This is a genomic window from Peribacillus phoenicis (genome assembly GCF_047238085.1).
In the GTDB taxonomy this organism is placed as follows: Bacteria; Bacillota; Bacilli; order Bacillales; family DSM-1321; genus Peribacillus.
Genome location: NZ_JBDFMF010000001.1, coordinates 123,457 through 141,953, shown reverse-complemented (window position 1 = coordinate 141,953; position 18,497 = coordinate 123,457). Strand labels below are relative to the sequence as shown.

Sequence of the window (18,497 nt, the reverse complement as noted above, 5' to 3'; positions counted from 1 at the left end):
CTATGGTTTTTGCAAGGTGATCGTTACCGTTTTCTCTTCAGTGCCTCGATATACTTTAACCTTTACTTTATCGCCGATTTTCTTATCTGAATATAAGTATTTCCTTAATGCTGCAGCAGTATCAATTTTCGTTCCATCAATCTCAACGATGATATCCTGTTGCTTAAGCCCTCCATTCGCCGCAGCCGATCCCGCTTCTATACTCGTCACCATTACGCCGGACTTTACGGCTTCTGGAACATTTTGAATGTAATATTGCGGCAGTTCTTCCATACTGGCCAAGCTGACTCCTAAATATGGGCGCGTGATTTTTCCATTTTCAATCAGCTCCGTAACAATCGGAATCACATCATTACTTGGTATGGCAAACCCTAAGCCTTCCACACCGTTTTCGGAAATCTTCAAACTGTTTATCCCGATCACTTCCCCAGCGGTGTTGATCAATGCACCCCCGCTATTGCCGGGATTGATCGCTGCATCTGTTTGAAGGACATCAAGTTCCCACTCCCCGTCCGAGGTATCGACTGAAATGGAGCGTCCGGTCGCACTGACGATCCCTTGTGTAACCGATCGTGAAAAATCAAGTCCAAGAGGATTGCCAATTGCCAATACTTCTTCACCTGGACGCATGCTATCGGAATTCCCGAATTTAATTCCCTCAGGTGCCATCGAGGCATCAATTGTCAAAACCGCTAAGTCCGTCAAAGCATCAGCCCCTACAACAGCTGCCGTTGCCTTTTGTCCATCATACAATGAAATTTCGACTTCCTTAGCTCCTTCAATAACATGATTGTTCGTGATGATATAGGCTTTCCCATCAGCTTTTTTATAGATGACCCCTGAGCCGGTGCCGCTCTCAACCGTTTCGCTCTCCGTGCTTTGCCGCTGGTACGGGTTCTGGTTTTGCATCTCCTGTAAATTCACGACCCCGACTATCGATTTGGATGCTGATTCGACCATCTCGGCCCTATCATTTGAATCAGTACTCGTCGATAACTTTTCCGCCGTGACACTTTTATCTTTTTCAACACTTTCCGTTTGCTGTACACCTGCCGTTTCGGTTGACTCATTCACTGAACTACTCCCTTGATCTATAAAGTCCCCGCCAAATAGAAATACAGACGATGTAACCATAGAAGCAACCGTTCCGGAAACAAGGCTAGTTAGCCAAAGAGACTTTCCCTTTTTCCGTTCTGCCTTCACTCTGACCTGCTCATCACCATTATAATTCTCCATCTTTATCCCTCCTATGATTTTCCTTTATCCTTTACTTGACTCAATCATAAACAGGAAATATTAAAAAATTCTTAAGAAAATAAGAATAGGGCAACATTTTCACAAAAATTATAAAATTATATCGAATCCTGTAATTTGCTGCTGCACTGCAAAATAAAAAGGCCTCAACAGGGGCCTTCAATTCGACCATACAGTTATCCTACAAGACTTCATAAACTTCTTTAGTCTTTTTATTCACTCCATACCAGCCCCAAGTGGTTTTGTGGCCACTTTTCTGACTAGGTTCATCCACCTCGAAAACATGAAAAATGTAATCTCCCTTTTCAGCATCATGATCATATTCGATATCCAAATTCGGAAAATTTTCCATGTCCACATAATCCATCACAAGCTTCTCTGCCTGAGATTTACTTAATGTTCCAACCGAAGCCTTGCTCTCTTCTTTGCCTATTGTATCCGTTGCCGCCTCATCTTCTAGTTTGGATCCAATGGTTCCGTCCACAGTTGCTTCCTCCGCCGGTTCCGCCTTGTCATTTCCCTCTACTTCTTCAATCGTGGCGGATTCTGATACCGGTTGCATTTCCACCGCCTTTGAAACCATTAGTTTACCTTCCCGGTATTTTGCTTTATATGCGGTTGCTTCTTCAAAATCGCTTTTGGCCGAATCAAAATCCTGTTCGTCGTATTTCTTCATTCCACTCGCCAGAAAACCTGAAAGATCCATTAACTCCCTTGATTCCGGTGTTTTTGCTTCTTTATAAGCTAATACAAATGCCTCATGGGCTTCTAAATAATTTTCCTCATTCAACTGACTTTTCCCTAAATCCATATTGGAATCATAATTCCTTGTTACGCAGCCTGAAGCAATCAACACCAAAAAAATAACCATGATTGACCTCTTCACTATATCACTCCTTAATTTTCCATATTATTCTGTAAATTCATCTTATACCATTTGATAAGAAATCCGATACCTCTATTTCCTATCTTTTTCATTAAGGAAATGTTTACATTGATGATTAACTTTTTACAAATAGTGGTACAGAATAGATAAACGCTAGAAAGGATGATCGCAGAATGATGCAGGAAAAACAGACCTATCATGTCGATTTGGTCAGCGGCGACGTACTCGCACAAAAACTTGAAGAGAATCCAAGCTTCACTGTACACGCAACCGATGAGGAACTTGCAGAATTGAAACAATGCTTGGAGGAACACCGGACAGATGACCTGGAGGCATATGCCCGTTCACATGTGCCCTACCTTCTTTATCATCATGACCGAGCAAATGATAAATACGATGCAGCCATGAAAAGGCTTTATGCCCTCATTTATAAATTAGGGGATGAAACGGCACGAAACCATATTGAAGAAATCGGCATATTGAAAGATAACAAATTCGAGGGACAAGAAGAAGTGCAAAAGTTCAAATAAGAAATAGGAACAGAACCTGAAATCCAAAGGTTCTGTTCTTTTATGATCAAGTTCAATCAAAAAGTTTTCCTGCCCCCAACAAAGGAAATACAAGATTCCATTTTGTGATTCATTAATCAGTTTTATAAGCAGAGTTCTTTCAATCTACATATTTATCCTTCAAATAATCTGAACCAATACCGCCAATAACCATCAAAGCAAATGGTAAAAAATTCGCTAAAACTGGCATGCTTTTTAAAATGGTAATATCTGTGCCGGCAAATTTATTAAGTCCAAAGATAATTAATTTGGACACTAACAAAAATGCTCCTATTAAAAATACGATATCAAAAAACATTTTCCTTTTTGGAAATGCTAACTGCTTACTTTCCCTTATTATTTTTTCTTTCAATTCCTCGTCACTCCTTAATAATTCATCTACCGTAATTTGAAATAAATCACTTAAATTAATGAGTACTTCAATACTAGGATAATTTTTTCCCGTTTCCCATTTGGACACAGATTGGCGACTCACATGAATCTTCTCCGCAAGATCATTTTGTGACCAATTTCTTTTTTCCCGTTCTTTTTTTAACCGTTCGCTAAAAATCATAATGAGTTCATCGCCTTTCCTGCTCCTAGTATTGTGAGATGAATTATGCAAAGTAAAGATAGTAATAAGCGCATTACTATGCAACTTATGAGTGACACCGGAGAAAACATTGATATATCAAGGGAATCAGATTAATTTTTCGGAACTGCTGCAGAAAGGTAAAATTTTAAAAAATTGCAGCCAGTTAACACGAAAGTGGCAGAGAAAAGCCTTGTAAGATCGCTTCCTTAATTTCACGAAGCATTTATTACTCTTGCGGCTTTTGCAATTCCCCATTCTTCAGGATGATTCCGTGAGTAAAAAACATAACGGAAACTGTTCTTTATAGATATCATTTCCTCATTATTTGTAGTTCAAATGAAGGTCATGTTCCTGCATCGCTTTAAAGATATTTTTTACCTTACCTTGAATATATAATTCTGCAAAGAATCATACTTTAAGAAGGCCCCCAATGAGAGGCCTTCTTCCGGTACAAACTCAGTTATTAGTTGTAGAAAAAGTGTTATAAGGTCCAATTGATAAGCAATCCGGCTTGAGCTAACCCACCGCCGAAACCATATAATAAAACCTTCTCACCAGCACTGACCTTCCCTTCTTTTAATCCTATTTCTAAAGCTAATGGAATTGTTGCTGAAGAAGTATTTCCATACTCCACTAAGCTATATAAAGTTCGCTCGATTGGAAAGCCGCTTCTTTCACATATTGACTCGATCATTCTTAAATTTGCACTATGCGGTACGAACCAATCAACATCATTCAATTGATATTCAGCATTTTTCATCACAGTTTGCATTCCTTTTGGAACGGTCGTGACAGCCCATTTATAAACCTCACGTCCATTTTGTACAAGGTTGCCGCTATCATTTAAGTCTTCACCATTTATGCGTGTCGATAGGTTTGTACTATATAAATGTTTTCCGCCTTCTCCTTCCGAATATAAATGTGAAGAAATAAAACTTGGCTGTTTTTCATCATATTCTACAAGAACTGCTCCTCCGCCATCTCCAAATAAAATACAAGTGGCTCGATCTTCATAGTCCATAAGTTTAGATAAAGTATCAGCTCCAATAACAAGAACTTTCTTGTTTAAACCAGATGTTACCAATCCATTAGCTACATGCAGCCCATAAGTAAATCCTGCACAGGCAGCGTTTAAATCAATAGCTCCAGTATTCTTTATACCTAGCTTTGCTTGGACTAAAGATGCTACACTTGGAGTGTTGAAATCAGGTGTAAAGGTACAGACAATGATCATATCAACATCTTCGACAGATTTATCATACCGTTCCATTAAATCCTTTACAGCTTTATAACCTATATCACTAGTAAACTCCTCTTCATGTGCAATTCTTCGTTCTTTAATACCAGTACGTTTAACAATCCATTCATCATTGGTTTCAACCATTTTTTCTAAGTCTTTATTTGTTAACCTTTTTTCAGGAACATACGAACCTATCGCAGTAATACGTGCTTTGGATTTGAACATAGAATAGCCACCTCGTGTGTATGAATTGCATCATTTTATAACTTGATATTAACACCTGGTACTAATTATAAAGCAAAAAAAATCTTATGCAACTAACCGTTACATTTAAAAAAGAGCTGGCGGGGCAAAGCAGCTTTAAAGTAAAGCACCTGTTAGTTTAATACAATCTTTAGAGAGACTGCCAAAAGTCATCTTCAAGACATTCCCTCTAATAACGTATTTCTTACAATTATACTGATAGCTTGAATAAATTCTGCTTGCATCACTGAACTTGTCAAAAAAAATCCATACTCCTAGTTGATGCAGATCTTACTTATTTATGATGACGACAGATTTGATCTTGTCTTTCTAGGTTTTGTTCGACTGCATATGTAGTGCCCCATTCACACATTGTATTTAATACAGGTACAAATGATTGACCTAACTCAGTTAAACTGTATTCTACTTTTGGTGGTACCACTTTATATACTTCTCTTCGGACAAGCCCATCTCTTTCCAGCTGCTTTAATTGGTCGGTTAAGACTTTCTGGGTAATGGCCGGTATTAGAATATAAAACTCTTTTGTCCTCATTGGTTTTTGACTCAGAAAAAAGAGGATTAAGCATTTCCACTTTCCTCCTACAGTATTCATGAAAATATTTATTCCCGTATTTAGGCTCTTCATTCCTCATTCCTCCTGAATAGGCACATAAAGGTGGCTATGCCACTTTATTGTGCGTTATTTTCTTCTACATCATGGGTCCATTATACTCTGATTATAAAGCAAATATAACATTGGGAGTGAACACGATGAGTGTAAGAGAGACTATAGAAAAAAGACGTTCCGTAAGGCAGTATGATCCCGATTATAAAATTAGTCCAGAAACGTTGGCGACACTTATTGAAGGAGCCAGTAAATCGCCTAACGGAAACAATATTCAAGCAACACGATACCTAGTTATAGATGAACCATATTTAAAGAATTTGTTACTGCCCATCGCTTTTAATCAACAACAGGTAATTGAAGCCTCAGTACTGATTGTTATACTAGGTGATTATCAAGCATTTGAAAAAGAAAATATCATAATGATACATGAGGATGAATTTCAAAAAGGTTATTTTGATGCATCAGTAAGAGATTATCTAACAAACGCGGCAATCAATTATTATCTAAATAAATCAAAAGAAGATTTAAAGGTTGAATTAATAAGAGACGCAAGCCTGGCGTCAATGTCGTTAGTTTTATTGGCGAACGAGGCAGGTCTTGAAACCATTACAATGTCCGGGTATGATTCCGAACAATTAAAGTCAGCCTTAAAAATTTCTGATAGGTATTTAGATGTTATGCTTATTGCCATGGGGAAAGGAATTAAAGAAGGTCACAAAACAGTAAGACACGATGTTAACAAAGTCATTTATAAAAACAAAATATAGTGAGTGTAATTACTTTTTTAAAATTCGGATATTGGAAATTAGTGTGGAAAGAGGGTTAAAAAGAACCCTCTTCCCCTATCTCTTATAGCTAAAACTCACCGCTAGCTATCAGCCTCTTAAATCCTCTACATACAGATTTATCACTATATTAACGTAACGGATTCATTTTAATAAGTTACAGCGAGCGCAAGGGCCAGCACTGTTCCATTGACGACATCCATCGCATAATACGGAACGGACATCATGATCAGCCCATTTTGAAGGATTCCGATCAGGACTTCTCCGACAAAGGTTCCAAAGGCATTCGGCTTCCCCGCCCCTAAAACGGAGGAACCAATGAAGGCTGCCGCGACGGCATCCATTAAATAGGGTGACCCTGAATTGATTTCCGATGTCATGACCCTTGAAGCAAGGACAATCCCCCCAATTGCAGCAAATAGAACCGAAAGCAGATAGGCAAGGATTTTGTTTTTATTAACCAATATCCCGGAAAGTCTCGCCGCTTCCTTATTTCCCCCAATCTAAAAGGAATCAATCACATCTCTTACAACTTCCCATTCCAGGCGCTTTTGTTTAAATCCTTCTTCACCCACTGATGTAAGTTTGTAATATTTTCTTCATCCTCCTGGTCCTTGCTCATCCCCCCAGTAAGAAGCGCCTATTTTACACTCTCCTTAAGGTAAGTACCTATACTAAAAGTGCATACTTACGTTCTTGCAGGGTGCACTTTATACTTAAAATAAATAAAGAATTAAGGAGGAGAAATCTTTGAAAACTCTTGTTATCGTATCACACCCAAGTCTTGAAACATCGGTCATAAATAAGCGATGGGTGGAAGAACTCAGGAAATATCCGGAAAAGTATACAGTACACGAATTGAATAAGGTTTACCCTGACGGAAACATTAATGTGGAAAAAGAACAGCAATTAATTGAATCGCATAGTAATCTTGTTTTACAGTTCCCTTTTTATTGGTTCAATTGTCCGCCCCTCCTAAAAAGATGGCTTGACGATGTTTTTACTTATGGTTGGGCATATGGTTCAAATGGAGGCGATAAATTAAAGAATCGCAAAGCTGCTTTAGCTGTATCTGCCGGAATTAACAAAGAGGATTATAGGGAAGAGGGAAGATATCGCTATACACTTGAACATTTATTATCTCCCTTTGAAACTACCTTCCTGTACTGCAATGCAGACTATCGTTCATTCTTTGCGTTTTATGGTGCTGAAAATGAGCCGTCCACAAGCGAATTGGAAAAAAGCGCACAAGATTATTTGAATTTTGTCGACAACCTTTAATAGGCAGTTTCATTAAAGAAGTATTTCCTTGTATAGGAAATACTTCTTTTGATTTAATCAAAATAGCTACACCTACGGCCGTACAATCTCCTGAGCTGGCAAACTGTTTTTCTCTCCCCACTCGCACATCATATTTAACAATGGAATGAGAGATAGACCACGTTCAGATAATGAATATTCTACTTTCGGAGGTATTTGGGGAAATTCCTTGCGTATGATAAGGCCGTCTGCCTCCAGCTCTTTTAACATGATGCTTAGCGTTTTAAAGGAAATGGTGCCGATACTCCGCTTCAGCTGATTATGCCGCATGACCTTATTTTCAGACAGCCAATACATAATGATCATTTTATATTTGCCGCCTATTAAGGACAACGTATATCCAAAGCCAGTGTCATTTGGTTTCACGCCAGTCGGAACACAGGTTTCGCTCATAAGTTTACACTCTCCTTTGGTTAAGTAGGATATGAATGTTCATACTTTACAATAGATCATTATCAATTTTATTGAAAGGTAAAGTAAGTTCCCTATAAAAATTTACTATTGTGGACAATGTTTATATTCTAACAATGAGGGAGCAAAAGGTCCTCCTGCCCCCATTTTAGCAAAAGTAAAATGGTGAAGATGCGAAAATTTATATCCATGACCCGTCCCTTTAAAAAAGGAAAAATCCTGTTGTATTTCCAACAGGATTTTTATCAATCTTCTAAATTCACAATTATAGGATTTCTGTCATTTTAATGTTTTTGTTTGTAATAGGTTACAGCGAGCGCAAGGGCCAGCACTGTTCCTTTGACGATATCCATCGCATAATACGGAACGGACATCATGATCAGCCCATTTTGAAGGATTCCGATCAGGACTGCTCCGACAAAGGTTCCAAAGGCATTCGGCTTTCCCGCCCCTAAAACGGAGGAACCAATGAAGGCTGCCGCGACGGCATCCATTAAATAGGGTGACCCTGAATTGATCTCCGATGTCATGACCCTTGAAGCAAGGACAATCCCCCCGATTGCAGCAAATAGAGCCGAAAGCAGATAGGCAAGGATTTTGTATTTATTAACCGATATCCCGGAAAGTCTCGCCGCTTCCTTATTTCCCCCAATAATGTACATATAACGACCGTGCTTCGTATAAGTCAAAAAGATATGAGTCGCTATCACAATGACGGCCATGATCAGGATTATCCATGGTACCTGGCCAATTTTGGCGAAAAACGGGCTGATCAGTCCTGTTGCGAATGTCCCGTCGGGCATGACCATATTTTGTGAAACCGTGGCCCCTTTTGTATAGGTAAGGGCAATTCCCTGGATAATGAACATGGTAGCCAATGTCATCAGCATGTCGGGAATTCTCAATTTAACGATCATGAATGAATTCAAGGCCCCTACGACAAGTGAGGCACCGATCGCAGCTAATATAGCAATTAATGTATCCTGTGAAAACCAGACAAACATCGAGATGACGATGGCATTGGCCAATGATGCGACGGAGCCGACGGAAAGGTCGAAGCCATCTACGGTCAGGGATATCGTAATGCCGATCGCAATGATGGTCACGATTGAAATGGAACGCAGGATGTTGACCAGATTTGTAGTTTGAATGAAAGATGGATTGGACACGGCAAAAATTCCAATCAGAATGATAATCGTCAATATTGTGCCGTATTTATAGAAAAAGTCGAATAGTTCCACCTTTTTCTTCGCTTTCGCTGTCTGTGTAACAGGAATGGGTATGCTCATTCTATTTTCCTCCTGTTGAATAGAATAGTAGTTCTTCTTCATTCGTTTTACTTGTTTCTAATTCGATGACAGTGCTCCCGTCATATAACACATATGTCCGGTTGGTAATGCCAATGATTTCAGATAGCTCGGATGATGCATAAATGATCGCTTTCCCATTCCTTGCAAGCTCTGCAATCAATTCGAATATATCCTTCTTGGCTCCAACATCGACCCCTTTCGTTGGTTCATCGAATATGTATACATCCGCATCGGCCATAAGCCATTTCCCGATGGCTACTTTTTGCTGATTGCCACCTGAAAGGTTTTCGACATTCACTTCCCCTGAAGGAGTTTTAATGCCGAGACTTGCGATCATTTCCTTCGCTCTTTCCTTTTCCGCCTTGCGATTCACGAAGCTGAATGTCTTGGAGAATTTGCCAAGACTGGCTGCCGTCAAGTTCGCCGAGACTGATTCCTGAACAAGGACCCCTTCTTTCCTGCGTTCCTCAGGTACAAGTGCCAGACCGCTTTTTACTGCTTCGTGCGGTGATTTCAAGGAAAGCTTTCGACCATTCAGGATGACTTCGCCCGCTATGATGGCCGTATGGCCGAAAAGGGTTTTACACAGCTCCGTTTTCCCAGCCCCGACCAACCCTGCCAAGCCGATTATCTCGCCTGCTTTAATATTCAAACTGACATTTTTAACTTTCTCTGCATCTGACAATCCGTTCACTTCCAGAATAACGTCGCCAATCGAAGCATTCACTTCAGGAAACTGTTCATCCATGGTTTTCCCAAGCATGTTCTCTACAACTTCGTTACGGGTTATGTCTTCCTTCTTTCGACAAGTGACACCCTCCCCATTCCTCATGATCGTAATTTCCTCACAGATTTCAAAAATTTCGGGCAGACGATGTGAAATGAAAATGATTCCCACGCCTTTTTGCTTTAACTCATTTACAATTCGAAAAAGTTCTGTCGTCTCCGTATGACTTAACGGAGCAGTTGGCTCGTCGAGAATCAGGAATTTGCATTCTGTCGAAACGGCTCTTGCTATCAGGACCATCTGTTTTTCAGCCAAGGTAAGGTCTCTTACCAGCTTTTTCGAAGGGACACGAATTTTCATATCTTCAAGAATAGAAGCGGCTTGGTTGTGCAGCTCTTTCCATTGGACCATCTGTTTTTTCCCCATGTTTTGGACCATATCATTCAACATTACATTTTCCCCAACCGTTAAATAAGGGATGAGGGCGGTATCCACTTCCTGATAAACAATTTGAATGCCTTGTTCTTGAGCCGCTTTTGGCGAGCGGATATCCCGCTTCATCCCATCGATAAAAATGTCACCTGAATAATGAACATGGGCTCCCGATAAAACTTTCATTAACGTCGATTTCCCTGCTCCGTTTGCACCGACCAATGCGTGGGCTGTCCCTGATTTCACGGAAAAATCAACATCACTCAGCGCCTTCACCCCCGGAAATTCAATCGAAATCTTCTTCATTTCTAGTTGCGTGCCCATGTCCATTCCCCCTTATTGAACAGACACTCCCTTCTACTTAAAGAGAGTGTCTCTTTTTACTTTTTATAATGATCTTTCAAAACTTTCATCCAATCTTCTTCAAATTCCGTCGATACACCCCAGCCATCGACAATACCAGACAGATTTGCCATGTTCACCGCTTCTTTTGACGCTTGGATTTGCTTTTGTGAAATAAGTGAAGCCTCCAAGTCATAGGTTTGCGGCGTTTCTTCGCCCGCTAATTTTTTAGCCAATATCCTCATATTCACTGCACCGATCAACTTGGGATCCACTGCTGCCGTGTAGGACCATGAGCTATCAGCCGATTGGATTTCCTGGAGATCTGCATTCGAAACATCTATTCCATATATCTTCACTTCATCACGGCCTGCCTCTTTAATCGCCCGGGCTGCACCGATAGCAAAGGCATCCCATGTTGCGAAGATGGCATCCAATTTACCTTTAGGGTATTTATTCAGCATTGCGGCTACAGCATTTTGTGTCTGAACTGAAGTATCAGCAGATGCCACTCCGAATCTTTCGACTTCTTTAATTCCAGGATTTTCTTTTAATTTTTCCTGATAGACTGCATTTCTTCGTACCATTGGAGGAAAACCGTCCACCCAAAGATATGCAATTGCCGCTTCACCTTTCTGTTCTTTTATCAGTTTATCAAAAGCCAGTGTTGCCAAAGCTTCATCATCTTGTGAAGTTAATGTCACGCCTTCTATTTTAGATAGATCGCTTATTGAATCGAATGTGACAACGCTTTTACCTGCATCAACCAACTTTTGAACGTCATTTACAGTTGCTGCATCATCTCCATGTGAAATGATATAGCCGTCATAATCTTCCTCCAAAGCCTGCGCTATCGCATCATGGAATTTAGCCGTATCACCATTGGCTGTGTACGTATCCACTTGAAACCCCAGTGCTTCTCCTTCTTCCTTCGCCCCCGCCAGGTATTGGGCCGTATGATCATCACCGCCAATTTTACGAATCACTTTGATTCTGGCTCCATCTCCATCAGCAAATCTTTCCGGAACATTTTCAAATGATACTTTTTCTTCTTTCTTCGATTCTGTGGAACTCTGCCCTGTAGAGCAGCCCGTTAAAAGCAAAGCCGAAGCGATGGCTGAAATGAATATCCCTTTAATAGACCTTCTCATCTTGTTTCCCTCCATTTTTTCTTATTAGTCTTATCAGTTAAGTTGGTGTAAATCCCAAAATAAAAACCTCTCTAATATAGAGAGGTTTAATCGGCTGTTTTGCAGACTTGTCCCTCTCTTATCTGTCAAAACATTTCTGTTTTGCAGGATTTAGCACCAATTCCTAATGGAACGGTTGCTGGGCATCTTAGGGCCAGTCCCTCCGCCACTCTTGATAAGAGATATATGTGTTACGTTTTCGTAATTATCACTTTATAGGGATATAGTCGTAAAGTCAATAGATTTTTGAATATTTGAAATGTTCCCCGTTATTTTTTATTTTCTTTGTAGTTGGGCTAGACGCTTTTTCTCAATCTTTTCAAGCCTCTCCAACTGCCTTAATTTCACTTCGAATAAAGTGATAGGGTCACGGTAAACTTCCGGATTTTCTTTCATATGCTCCAATGCAGCCTGGTAGTCTTTTATTTCAGTCTGCGTTTGCTCAATCGTTTTTTGAAGTAAGGCAAATGAACCGCGATAGAAAAGGGAGATGTCACGATCCAAAGATTTTTCAAACAATCCAAATTGGGTAAGGAAACGTTCCGTGATCATTTCCGCAACATCCAGGTAATCTTCACTTTCTAGGTATTTCTTATAACGATTGTACATATTGGCTTTATTTTGCGGTATCGCCCCAAACAGCTTCCCTGCACCTTTAAGCAGTAATTGAGATGGAGTCCTGCGCAAAAGGATATTGACGTTTTCGATGCGGATACTGCTTGTCATCCGGTCGGCATCACGGCGCCAGTCATCCAATACCCTGAAGTCGCCTGCCAGCGTAATCCGTTCTTCTTTGTATAATTCATTGAATCCGGCACTCATCTCATCCATAAACTGCTGGCTTTGTGTGAACTCCATTTGGGAACTGGCAATCCAGTCTTGAAGAGAACGGTAATATTGAGGCATGATCTTGTCAGAAATGAAGTTTTGAATCCGCTCATTCATTTCCTGGTTTAACTGTACATGGACCTGACTGAAATCACTGCTTTCCGTTAACGATTTAGAGCAATCCCTCAGTAACTCAGGAATTTTTGAATAAAGCTGATTTTTCACTTCGTCCTTAAGCAGACGATACGACCTTATGATATTTTCACTTTTTTCTTTTTCCAAATCAGCCAGTTGATTGACCGCCCCATTCAGCTTGACTTCCATCTGTTCATTCCAAGAGATGGAATGCTCGCATTTCCGCTCATTGGCTGCCCGTTTTTCTAACAGATAAGATAAAGTTTTACGAATGAATGCCAGAATTTTTTCAGATCTTCTTTCCTTCCAATTATCATCTTGATAATTCGATTGAAGGAAGGCTGAAAGGTCCTTCAATTGCTGCCTGCTGTCATAATGTTTGGAGAAAGCGAATACTTTCGCATTCGGGAAATATGCATTCACTTTATCCCATGTTTCGTCTTCCATCCGGACTGCGACCTGATCACTGTATATCGTATCCATTTTATTTAATAAGAAATGAATCGGCAGTTTCGGAGCCATCATTTGAATTTCCAATAACAGATCGCGTTCGCTGCCGGTGAATGGCGCCCGGGCGTCAAGAACGAACATCAGGCCATCACTGCCGTGTAAATAGCCTTGGAAATCGGATTCCACGCTTTTTTCCCCATTGAACCCCGGTGTATCCAATAATCGCAGATGATTATTTCTTAGGTAGTCACTGATGATCGTCACATCGACAATAGTCCCGCGCTGACGGCGTGTTTCATCCAAATCAGTTAGCTCCTCGACAACCTTGCTATCTGTATCGGTAATTTCAAGGATTTCCAAATCATCCCCGTCTTTGACACTGACTAGGGAAGAATGATCTTCAGCGGCAATGCTCTCGCCAACGATTGACTGAATAAAGGATGTCTTGCCATTTCCTGTACTTCCTGCAAGAAGGAGATTGAAATTCCGGGTATCCTTAAGCCCGTCTACCATCCATTTAAGCTTATTGCCAACCTTTAAATCATTATCTTCAGCCCACTGGATAATGGAATTGAACAGTTTCTCTCCCGCTTCCAGTCCGCCACCCAATTTAGGCGATTTCGAAAGCAGGCTCTCTGCGTCCTGAATGACCAACGCATTGATCGTATCCGGGAAGATTTCATTCCAGGACAACGCGGATGCCGCCGCAAACAGCGAGAGCTCCCCGTCTGCGATTTTGAGCCAGTTTTCCAGCAACCTTGGCACGACAGGACTTAATTCCTTGATTAGGTGCGTTCCTTCTAACAGACCTGCATATGCATCCCTGTAATAGACGGAAAGCTCATCCCATACATCCGCATGGTTCAATTCGATGGTATCTATCAAGTTATTTATCACTCTTAGCCATTCGAAATAAGAATCCGTATATTTATAGTTTTTCCACAGGGCAACCGTCACCTTTTCGAAACGTTCCTGGTCGAGTGTGTAAAGCGAACCAAGGACAGTTGAAAAATAATCCGGATCCATCGATTGGGCAACACCTTGATGGATATACGTTTTCAGTACATCGAACCAGCCCATTGATTCTGTACGGATACTTTCATTCGCCGCTAATACCACCGCACTGTTCCAATCCTTTTGTTCTTCAAAAAAGGCCCGTGCAATTTCCGTGACATTCGGGTAGTCCGGTTGGAACTCGACCGCTTCTTTCACGACATTGGAAGCCAGGTCATTTCTCGATTCCACTATGTACAGGGAAAACAGTTGCAAAAGAACCTCTGTTTTCAAGACCGCTTCATCCGTATCGACGGATTTATAGATATCCTCTGCGGTTGAATACATTTCCAGTTCAAAATAAGCATCAGCGATGTTTTTCTTCGCCCATGAACCAAGTTCCCCTTCTATGTTTTCCCATTTAAAAATGGCTGCCTCATAGTCATGATGCTGAAAATATACTTCTCCTTGAGCAAATCGAATTGCGGTTAAATCCGCTATTTCCTTTTTTTGTTCCACGAGAAACATTTCACCCAAAGCTTGAATGGGGTGCTTCCTTGTATCCTCAATCATCGTTTCATAATATTTTTTTCCGATCAGACGTTCGTCCATCTTTATTCCCCCGATATATTTCATATTTTCAATTAAAGGATAATCACTGATTCTATAAGCCTTCTAGTAGACCTAACATTCAATCTATAGGTTCCTTTAGTTAAAAAATCATTTACAAAACCTTAAAATGTTATTTTAGCAAAACAATATGGTAACAACATGTCACCACTCTTACAATTTTAAAACAGAAACAATTGGAACTGTAATGTTTTTAATAAACCGATACAGAGATGTCATTTCCATATTCGAGAAAATATGTTTTTTCTAGAGGTGAGCGAACCATTCTTCTCCCTCTAAATTACCAGAAGCCCACCCCTTCAACTTACCTATAAACGGTAAAAAGCAAAATCACCCTGCCTCATCCATATAAAAAAGCAGTACCTCATTCATAAAAGGTAACTGCTCTCTGATAAGCTCCGAACAGTACTTGTCCTTTGACAAATTAGGATTATACCCCTGTACGCTTACGTTGGTTATTCGGCTTTTTGGTCAACTGGCTTTTAAGCTGTTTCGTTTTCTTTACAACGCCTGTTTCCAGTTTATCTTTACTTGATCCTGCTTGCTTTTGAGCCAGTTTTTGTTTGACTGCATCCGCCAGGCTTAATTTTTTATTTTCAGACATACTGTTGTCTCCTTTAGTGTTCTGCCTTCTATTATAATATAGTTGCGATTAGAAAGATAATAGGGAGTTATAGCCTATTCTTGTTCAAAAAATCCTCTGGATAAAGGAAATTTCGCCAATGAGGGACTAATTTCCTGCTCCTTTTAAAGGATTAATGATAAATTATGTTGACTTCATAATCAGAATTTGCTAAATTGTCTTTATATTATAAAATCTATGAAGAGAAAGAGTAAGATGAGAACCCTGTTCCACAGAGAGTCGACATGTGGTGGAAGTCGATGTCCAAGGCCTATCCGAAAATCATCTCTGAGATGCGAAGCTGAAAATGCAGTAGGCTTTGACGGGTTTCCGCCGTTACAATGGATCACGTATGAATTCGTACGTTGACTGAGTGCCGCAGCTTCTTTGAAGTGCGGAATATGGGTGGTATCGCGAGCACAAACTCGTCCCTGATTTTCAGGGGCGAGTTTTTTATTTGCACAAAACACTTTAATTAGCCTTTTTCAGGCCAGTCGGCGAGAGTTATCATTTTTAAAAAAAAGGAGAAATCACCATGAAAAAAACAGACACATTATTTATCGGCCTTATGCTTTTCTCAATGTTCTTCGGAGCAGGGAATCTTATATTCCCTCCATTTTTAGGAGCATCTTCAGGAACTTCTTTCTGGCCGGCCATTGCCGGTTTTGTCGCCACCGGAGTCGGCCTGCCAATTTTGGTGCTTCTTGCAGTCTCACTTGTTAAAGGCGGGGCACAAACCATCGGTGCCCGTGTACATCCACTATTCAGTACGTTGTTCATGGTTGTCATCTATTTAAGCATCGGGCCGTTTCTGGCCATTCCGCGGAATGCGAATGTTGCCTATGAAATGGGCCTCAAGCCGTATCTTGGCGACTCAATGAATCAATCACTATTTCTATTCATGTTCACAACCGTATTTTTCATCATCGTTTATGCCATTTCATTAAATCCAGAAAAAATGGAAACCTTCATGGGACGCTGGATTACACCCGTTCTACTATTGTCCATGGTCATTCTCTGCGTCGTTGGGTTCGTAAAGCTTGATGCTCCATTCCAAGCTCCAACCGAAGCATATGCTGCAGGAGCATTTTCGAAAGGGTTCATTGAAGGCTACAATACGATGGATGCTCTAGCTTCCCTGGCTTTTGGGATCGTCATCCTTACTTCAATCCAGCAAAGGGGGATTTCCGAACGAAAGCAATTGACGAGATATACAGTAAAAGCGGGTCTCATCGCTGGTGTTTTGCTTTCTGTAGTTTATATCTCCTTAGGAGTAATCGGGGCACGCATGGCAGCCGATGGTTCATTCGAAAACGGAACGGATATCCTCACTGTCGCATCGACCCTTTTGCTTGGTACTGGCGGTAAGGTCCTTCTCGGCATCATTTTCACTTTAGCATGCTTCACCACCGTTGTCGGATTGACGACTGCTTGCGGACAATATTTCTCGAAACTTTTCCCCAAGCTGAACTATAAAACCGTCATTCTGATCGTAACAATCGTCGGTTTCATCCTTTCAAATATGGGTCTGAATCAAATTCTGAAAGTATCGGTGCCATTCCTTGTGATGGCTTATCCGTTAACGATCGTCCTGATTGTCCTGACATTCTTCAGCCGTCATTTCAAAAACCCGAAGAAGGTTTATCGCAGTGCAATGACTTTCACAGGAGTTTTCGCCTTGATGGATGGACTGAATGCTTTCGGCTTACAATTAGGACCCGTGCAAACCTTGAGTGATGTCCTTCCCCTTTCCGCCTTCGGCATGGAGTGGATCATCCCTGCTCTCGTCGGTACAGCCCTTGGCGTTCTGCTCAGTCAAATCGGACAAACAGCTCCAGCTGAGGAGTTGGAAATCGAAACACTATAATAATGAAGTAAGCAGGTGATTTTACAGATCATCTGCTTATTTTGTGCACGCCTGCATTGCTTTATTTTGGAAATCGACATCCACTTTTTGTTATGATGGGGTCAAAGGAGATGATAAGTAATATGTCTAAGCAAACCCGTATTGGTAAAACAGATCTGTATGTAAATCCGATTGGCCTTGGCACGAATGCAATTGGCGGACATAACCTTTTCCCTAATCTAAGTGAGGATACAGGAAGGGATGTTTTGAGAACGGCATTGGAAGAGGGAATCAACTTTTGGGATACGGCTTACATTTACGGTCCTGAGCGTTCAGAAGAAATTATCGGTGAAATCCTTAAAGATAGCCGCAGACGCGATGACATAGTCCTTGCCACTAAAGGGGCACATAAATTTGTCGATGGCAACATCGTCTTTGATAACTCTCCTGCTTTTCTGAAAGATGCCGTGGACTCGAGTCTAAAAAGGCTCCAAACAGACTACATCGACTTATTTTATATCCATTTCCCTGATAGGGATACCCCTAAAGATGAAGCAGTAGGTGCCTTAAAGGAATTGAAGGATGCAGGCAAAATCAAGTCAATCGGCGTCTCGAACTTTTCGTTCGAACAATTGAAGGAAGCGAATAAAGACGGCTATGTCGATGTCCTGCAATCCGAGTACAATCTATTCAAACGTGAGGCAGAACAAGACCTGCTGCCATATACAGCCGAGAATGATATTTCCTTCATTCCTTATTTCCCGCTTGCGTCCGGTCTGCTCGGCGGCAAATATAATCAGGAATCAACATTCGATGACGGCCGGGCAAAAAGTCCGCTTTTCCAAGGACAAGCCTTTGTAAGCAACCTGCAAAAAGTGGAAGAAGTACGGGCGATAGCCAACAGGAAGCATACCGAAGTCGCCGATGTCGTACTAGCTTGGTATTTAACTCGGCACTCGATCGATGTACTGATTCCCGGAGCGAAAAAGCCAGAACAGGTCACCCGCAACCTACAAGCATTGGACGTCGATCTAACCATGGATGAAATCGCCGAAATCAGTGCCATTTTCGCTTAATTATAG

At 40.9% G+C, this 18,497-nt stretch carries 16 protein-coding genes, 2 pseudogenes, 1 riboswitch and 1 other annotated feature; of the genes and pseudogenes, 5 read left to right on the top strand and 13 right to left on the bottom strand.

Features of this window, described 5'->3' with window-relative positions:
* Together ABC374_RS00725 and ABC374_RS00720 are read right to left on the bottom strand one after the other, a co-directional pair.
* Positions 1–1,236, bottom strand: a complete 1,236-nt coding sequence (locus ABC374_RS00725; RefSeq protein ID WP_413015225.1) for a S1C family serine protease — start codon at positions 1,234–1,236, stop codon at positions 1–3.
* A gap of 199 nt (positions 1,237–1,435) precedes the next feature.
* Positions 1,436–2,125, bottom strand: coding sequence for a hypothetical protein (locus ABC374_RS00720; protein ID WP_350301102.1), 690 nt, complete (start codon positions 2,123–2,125; stop codon positions 1,436–1,438).
* Positions 2,126–2,313: 188 nt separating this feature from the next.
* Here ABC374_RS00720 and ABC374_RS00715 point away from each other — a divergent pair, with 188 nt between their 5' ends.
* Positions 2,314–2,670 (top strand): hydrolase, encoded by a 357-nt coding sequence (locus ABC374_RS00715; RefSeq protein WP_350301101.1) that lies wholly within the window; start codon positions 2,314–2,316, stop codon positions 2,668–2,670.
* Between the two features lie 139 nt (positions 2,671–2,809).
* Here the strand turns inward: ABC374_RS00715 and ABC374_RS00710 are convergent, their stop codons facing one another.
* From ABC374_RS00710 to ABC374_RS00700, 3 genes are all read right to left on the bottom strand, one after another.
* Complete coding sequence (locus ABC374_RS00710; protein WP_350301100.1) at positions 2,810–3,262, bottom strand: helix-turn-helix domain-containing protein; 453 nt, start codon at positions 3,260–3,262, stop codon at positions 2,810–2,812.
* A gap of 502 nt (positions 3,263–3,764) precedes the next feature.
* On the bottom strand, positions 3,765–4,748 hold the full coding sequence (locus ABC374_RS00705; RefSeq protein WP_413015223.1) for a ketoacyl-ACP synthase III: 984 nt from the start codon (positions 4,746–4,748) through the stop codon (positions 3,765–3,767).
* Positions 4,749–5,061: 313 nt separating this feature from the next.
* Positions 5,062–5,412 (bottom strand): winged helix-turn-helix transcriptional regulator, encoded by a 351-nt coding sequence (locus tag ABC374_RS00700; RefSeq protein ID WP_034305903.1) that lies wholly within the window; start codon positions 5,410–5,412, stop codon positions 5,062–5,064.
* A 125-nt stretch (positions 5,413–5,537) separates the two neighbouring features.
* Between ABC374_RS00700 and ABC374_RS00695 the strand changes: the two genes are divergently transcribed.
* A complete protein-coding gene (locus ABC374_RS00695; RefSeq protein ID WP_350301098.1) occupies positions 5,538–6,161 on the top strand; it encodes a nitroreductase family protein in 624 nt (207 codons plus the stop codon).
* A gap of 167 nt (positions 6,162–6,328) precedes the next feature.
* Here ABC374_RS00695 and ABC374_RS00690 read toward each other — a convergent pair.
* Both ABC374_RS00690 and ABC374_RS00685 read right to left on the bottom strand, forming a co-directional pair.
* Positions 6,329–6,682: pseudogene (locus tag ABC374_RS00690) on the bottom strand (ABC transporter permease); the annotation flags it as partial.
* A pseudogene (locus ABC374_RS00685) lies at positions 6,683–6,814 on the bottom strand (PadR family transcriptional regulator); the annotation flags it as partial.
* Between the two features lie 115 nt (positions 6,815–6,929).
* Here ABC374_RS00685 and ABC374_RS00680 point away from each other — a divergent pair.
* Complete coding sequence (locus tag ABC374_RS00680; protein ID WP_413015220.1) at positions 6,930–7,460, top strand: NAD(P)H-dependent oxidoreductase; 531 nt, start codon at positions 6,930–6,932, stop codon at positions 7,458–7,460.
* Positions 7,461–7,532: 72 nt separating this feature from the next.
* On the opposite strand, the gene ABC374_RS00675 is transcribed toward ABC374_RS00680, so the two are convergent.
* The 6 genes from ABC374_RS00675 to ABC374_RS00650 form a co-directional block, all read right to left on the bottom strand.
* Entirely contained in the window at positions 7,533–7,892 is a 360-nt protein-coding gene (locus tag ABC374_RS00675; RefSeq protein WP_413015218.1) for a winged helix-turn-helix transcriptional regulator, read from the bottom strand.
* A 302-nt stretch (positions 7,893–8,194) separates the two neighbouring features.
* Positions 8,195–9,199 (bottom strand): ABC transporter permease, encoded by a 1,005-nt coding sequence (locus ABC374_RS00670; protein WP_350301095.1) that lies wholly within the window; start codon positions 9,197–9,199, stop codon positions 8,195–8,197.
* A 1-nt stretch (position 9,200) separates the two neighbouring features.
* Positions 9,201–10,703 (bottom strand): sugar ABC transporter ATP-binding protein, encoded by a 1,503-nt coding sequence (locus ABC374_RS00665; protein WP_413015216.1) that lies wholly within the window; start codon positions 10,701–10,703, stop codon positions 9,201–9,203.
* Between the two features lie 56 nt (positions 10,704–10,759).
* Positions 10,760–11,872, bottom strand: a complete 1,113-nt coding sequence (locus ABC374_RS00660) for a sugar ABC transporter substrate-binding protein (RefSeq protein ID WP_350301093.1) — start codon at positions 11,870–11,872, stop codon at positions 10,760–10,762.
* A 115-nt stretch (positions 11,873–11,987) separates the two neighbouring features.
* Positions 11,988–12,093, bottom strand: a riboswitch (SAM riboswitch).
* 94 nt (positions 12,094–12,187) lie between these two features.
* On the bottom strand, positions 12,188–14,929 hold the full coding sequence (locus ABC374_RS00655) for a GTPase domain-containing protein (RefSeq protein ID WP_413015214.1): 2,742 nt from the start codon (positions 14,927–14,929) through the stop codon (positions 12,188–12,190).
* A gap of 448 nt (positions 14,930–15,377) precedes the next feature.
* Positions 15,378–15,551, bottom strand: a complete 174-nt coding sequence (locus ABC374_RS00650) for a hypothetical protein (protein ID WP_164468807.1) — start codon at positions 15,549–15,551, stop codon at positions 15,378–15,380.
* 207 nt (positions 15,552–15,758) lie between these two features.
* Positions 15,759–16,005, top strand: a binding site (T-box leader).
* A gap of 99 nt (positions 16,006–16,104) precedes the next feature.
* On the opposite strand from ABC374_RS00650, the gene brnQ reads away from it, so the two are divergent.
* Positions 16,105–17,436, top strand: a complete 1,332-nt coding sequence (brnQ, locus tag ABC374_RS00645; protein ID WP_413015212.1) for a branched-chain amino acid transport system II carrier protein — start codon at positions 16,105–16,107, stop codon at positions 17,434–17,436.
* A gap of 122 nt (positions 17,437–17,558) precedes the next feature.
* Positions 17,559–18,491 carry an aldo/keto reductase gene (locus tag ABC374_RS00640; RefSeq protein WP_413015211.1) on the top strand — a complete coding sequence of 311 codons (933 nt, stop codon included), beginning with the start codon at positions 17,559–17,561 and terminating at the stop codon, positions 18,489–18,491.
* The last annotated feature ends 6 nt before the right edge of the window (positions 18,492–18,497 follow it).

Excerpts from the sequence above, each read along its gene's own strand:
- ABC374_RS00725 (WP_413015225.1), bottom strand. The coding sequence starts at position 1,236 with ATGGAGAATTATAATGGTGATGAGCAGGTCAGAGTGAAGGCAGAACGG.
- ABC374_RS00720 (WP_350301102.1), bottom strand. The coding sequence starts at position 2,125 with ATGGTTATTTTTTTGGTGTTGATTGCTTCAGGCTGCGTAACAAGGAAT.
- ABC374_RS00715 (WP_350301101.1), top strand. The coding sequence starts at position 2,314 with ATGATGCAGGAAAAACAGACCTATCATGTCGATTTGGTCAGCGGCGAC.
- ABC374_RS00710 (WP_350301100.1), bottom strand. The coding sequence starts at position 3,262 with ATGATTTTTAGCGAACGGTTAAAAAAAGAACGGGAAAAAAGAAATTGG.
- ABC374_RS00705 (WP_413015223.1), bottom strand. The coding sequence starts at position 4,748 with ATGTTCAAATCCAAAGCACGTATTACTGCGATAGGTTCGTATGTTCCT.
- ABC374_RS00700 (WP_034305903.1), bottom strand. The coding sequence starts at position 5,412 with ATGAAGAGCCTAAATACGGGAATAAATATTTTCATGAATACTGTAGGA.
- ABC374_RS00695 (WP_350301098.1), top strand. The coding sequence starts at position 5,538 with ATGAGTGTAAGAGAGACTATAGAAAAAAGACGTTCCGTAAGGCAGTAT.
- ABC374_RS00675 (WP_413015218.1), bottom strand. The coding sequence starts at position 7,892 with ATGAGCGAAACCTGTGTTCCGACTGGCGTGAAACCAAATGACACTGGC.
- ABC374_RS00670 (WP_350301095.1), bottom strand. The coding sequence starts at position 9,199 with ATGAGCATACCCATTCCTGTTACACAGACAGCGAAAGCGAAGAAAAAG.
- ABC374_RS00665 (WP_413015216.1), bottom strand. The coding sequence starts at position 10,703 with ATGGGCACGCAACTAGAAATGAAGAAGATTTCGATTGAATTTCCGGGG.
- ABC374_RS00660 (WP_350301093.1), bottom strand. The coding sequence starts at position 11,872 with ATGAGAAGGTCTATTAAAGGGATATTCATTTCAGCCATCGCTTCGGCT.
- ABC374_RS00655 (WP_413015214.1), bottom strand. The coding sequence starts at position 14,929 with ATGGACGAACGTCTGATCGGAAAAAAATATTATGAAACGATGATTGAG.
- ABC374_RS00650 (WP_164468807.1), bottom strand. The coding sequence starts at position 15,551 with ATGTCTGAAAATAAAAAATTAAGCCTGGCGGATGCAGTCAAACAAAAA.
- brnQ (WP_413015212.1), top strand. The coding sequence starts at position 16,105 with ATGAAAAAAACAGACACATTATTTATCGGCCTTATGCTTTTCTCAATG.
- ABC374_RS00640 (WP_413015211.1), top strand. The coding sequence starts at position 17,559 with ATGTCTAAGCAAACCCGTATTGGTAAAACAGATCTGTATGTAAATCCG.